This window comes from Mitsuaria sp. TWR114, assembly GCF_007997345.1.
The window spans coordinates 1-2,660 of sequence record NZ_VOSR01000487.1 but is presented as its reverse complement, the minus strand read 5'-3'; the positions used below and the strand labels follow the sequence as shown (position 1 = coordinate 2,660).

2 protein-coding genes are annotated in these 2,660 nt (G+C 69.6%); both read right to left on the bottom strand.

Annotated elements, in window-relative coordinates; all coding sequences use genetic code 11:
* Positions 1-30: 30 nt before the first annotated feature.
* Entirely contained in the window at positions 31-1,089 is a 1,059-nt protein-coding gene (locus tag FUT87_RS17365) for a GGDEF domain-containing protein (protein WP_091726952.1), read from the bottom strand.
* Between the two features lie 65 nt (positions 1,090-1,154).
* Positions 1,155-2,660 (bottom strand): response regulator (locus FUT87_RS17360; protein ID WP_147241824.1); only part of this gene is annotated, 1,506 nt, incomplete at its 5' end.

Here is a 2,660-nt window from a genome sequence, read left to right as displayed (position 1 = left end):
GCGGTCCAGCGCCAGGTCCTGTTCACGGGATCAGAAGAGTTCGACGTCGCTGAGGTGGCTGGCCTCGGCCATGCGGCCTTGCGCGACCAGCGTCGCGTGGCTCTGCACCTGGTTCCGGCCGGCGCCCTTGGCGTGGTAGACCGCCTTGTCGGCGCGCTCGAAGGCCGCGGCCGGCGAGTCGCCGCTGCGGATCTGCGTGAAGCCAATGCTGACCGTGATGCGGCCGACCTGCGGGAAGGCGTACTGGGCGGTGTTGAGGCGGAAGCGCTCGAAGGCGTGCGCGGCGTCGGGTTCATCCTCGCAGCGCATCAGCACGACGAACTCCTCGCCGCCGAAGCGATAGAGCAGGTCGTTGAAGCGGAAGCTGCTGCGCATCAGCCGCGACAGCAGCAGCAGGACCTCGTCGCCGATCAGGTGACCGAAGCGGTCGTTGATCGACTTGAAGTGGTCGATGTCGATCACGCCGATCCAGTAGCGTGGATGCACCGCGGCATGGCGGCGGTCCTGACCGGGCTCCTCGGGCTTGGCCTCCTCGGCCTGGATCCGCAGCGGCAACTCCGAGACGGCCTTCAGGAAGCTCTCATCGAAGGTCTTGCGGTTCAGCAGGCCGGTCAGCGTGTCGCGCTCGCTGTAGTCCAGCAGGCCCTGGAAGTTGTGATAGATCCGCAGCACGCTGCTGACCATGCGCTGCGCCTCGGTCTTGAGCCGGCGCGCGGTGTGCAGCTCCAGCACGCCGACCACGTCGCGTTCGGTCGCCAGCGGGAACAGCGTCACCCACTCGTTGTTTTCGCGCTGCTGCAACACGCTGCGCTGCGTCAGGCATTCGAGGCGGCGCGGATGCTCGGCCAGCCGGGGGAGGGTCTCGGGATCGACCCAGAGCGAGTCGGCGGTGGCGACGGCGTCGCCGGCGTGCAGCCGGGCGCGCGTCAGCCAGCGCTGCTGGCCGGGCTCGCCGACGCAGCGATAGATCGCCACGGCGGCCGCAGGGCCATTGAGCAGGTCACGCAGCGCGGTGACCAGGGTGACGTCCATGACGTCGCGGTCACGGAAACCCGTCAGCTCGGCAAGATGGTCGACTACCCCGGACATGGTGTTTGCAGCGTGGAGGGAGGATCCAGGCGCCGGCAACCACCGATGGTCCGGGGGCCCGGACGCTACGCCCTCGCCGGCTTTCCGGCGGAATGGTGCGAAGTGTATCGGGCGATCAGGCCGAGCAGGTGCTCCTCGTCATAGGGCTTGCCCAGGTAATCCTCGACTCCGAGCCGTTGTGCATAGTCGCGGTGTTTCTGAGCGATGCGCGACGTGATCATGATCACGGGCAGCCCCGCCAGACGCGCGTCGGCACGCAGGTTGCGGACCAGGTCGAAGCCGTCCATGCGCGGCATCTCGATGTCCGACAGCACCAGTTGCGGCAATTCCTCGCCGGCCAGGCGCTCCATCGCATCCAGGCCGTCCTTGGCCAGCAGCACGCGGTAGCCCTCGCGCTCCAGCAGGCGCTGGGTGACGCGGCGCACGGTCAGCGAGTCGTCGACCACCATCACCAGCGGCGCGAGCTGCTCGGTGGCCGCCTCGACCACCACCTGGCGCGCGGCCGCCTCGGCGTCGTGCACGCGCTGCTGCGCGGCATGGCCGTAGCGGTTGGCCAGCGCCACCGGGTTGTAGATCAGCGCCACATCGCCCGAGGCCAGCAGGCTGATGCCCGCCAGGCCCGGGACCTGCATCAGCTGCGGGCCCAGGTTCTTGACGACGACTTCCTGGTTGCCCAGCACTTCGTCGACGTGCAGCGCCAGGCGCTGCTGGGCGCTGTGCACCAGCGCCACCGGCAGGGTCTTGCCATGGGCGACGCCGCGGTCGCTGTGGTGCATCAGGCCGCCCAGCCAGTAGAAGGGCATGCGTTCGCCGGCGGCCATCAGCGCGCCGTCGACATAGGCCTGCTCGACCGTCTCGACCGGCAGGCGCTGCACCGACAGCATCAGGCTGGCCGGCACCGCGACCTTGCGGTCGCCGTAGCGCAGCACGACGACCTGCGTCAGCGCCGTCGTCAGCGGCACGCGCAGCTCGAAGCTGGCGCCCTGCCCCGGCGAGGACTGCGTCAGCACGTAGCCGCCGAGCGTGTTCACTTCGGAGCGGACCACGTCCATGCCGACGCCGCGGCCCGCCATCTCGGTCAGCGATTCGGCGGTGGAGAAACCCGGCTCGTAGATCAGGTCCATCAGCTGGGCGTCGTTCAGGTCCTGACCCGGCTGGATCAGGCCCTGGCTCTCGCCGCGGGCGCGGATGCGCGCCAGATTCAGGCCGGCGCCGTCATCGCTGAAGCGGACCTGGATCTCGTTGCCTTCCTGGTGCAGGTTCAGCACGATGCGGCCCACCGGCGCCTTGCCCGCCTGCTGGCGGACATCCGGCGTCTCGATGCCGTGCACGACGCTGTTGCGCAGCAGGTGCTCGAAGGCGCCGGTCAGGCGCTCCAGCACCGCGCGGTCCAGTTCGACGCCGCCACCGCGGATCTCGAGCTGGGCCTGCTTGCCGCTTTCGCGGGCGGCCTGGCGGACCACCCGGTGCAGGCGCTCGCCCAGGCTGCTGTCGAACTCGACCATCCGCGTGCGCAGCAGGTCATCCTGCAGCTCGCGGGTCAGCCGGGACTGGCCGGCCAGTTCGTCTTC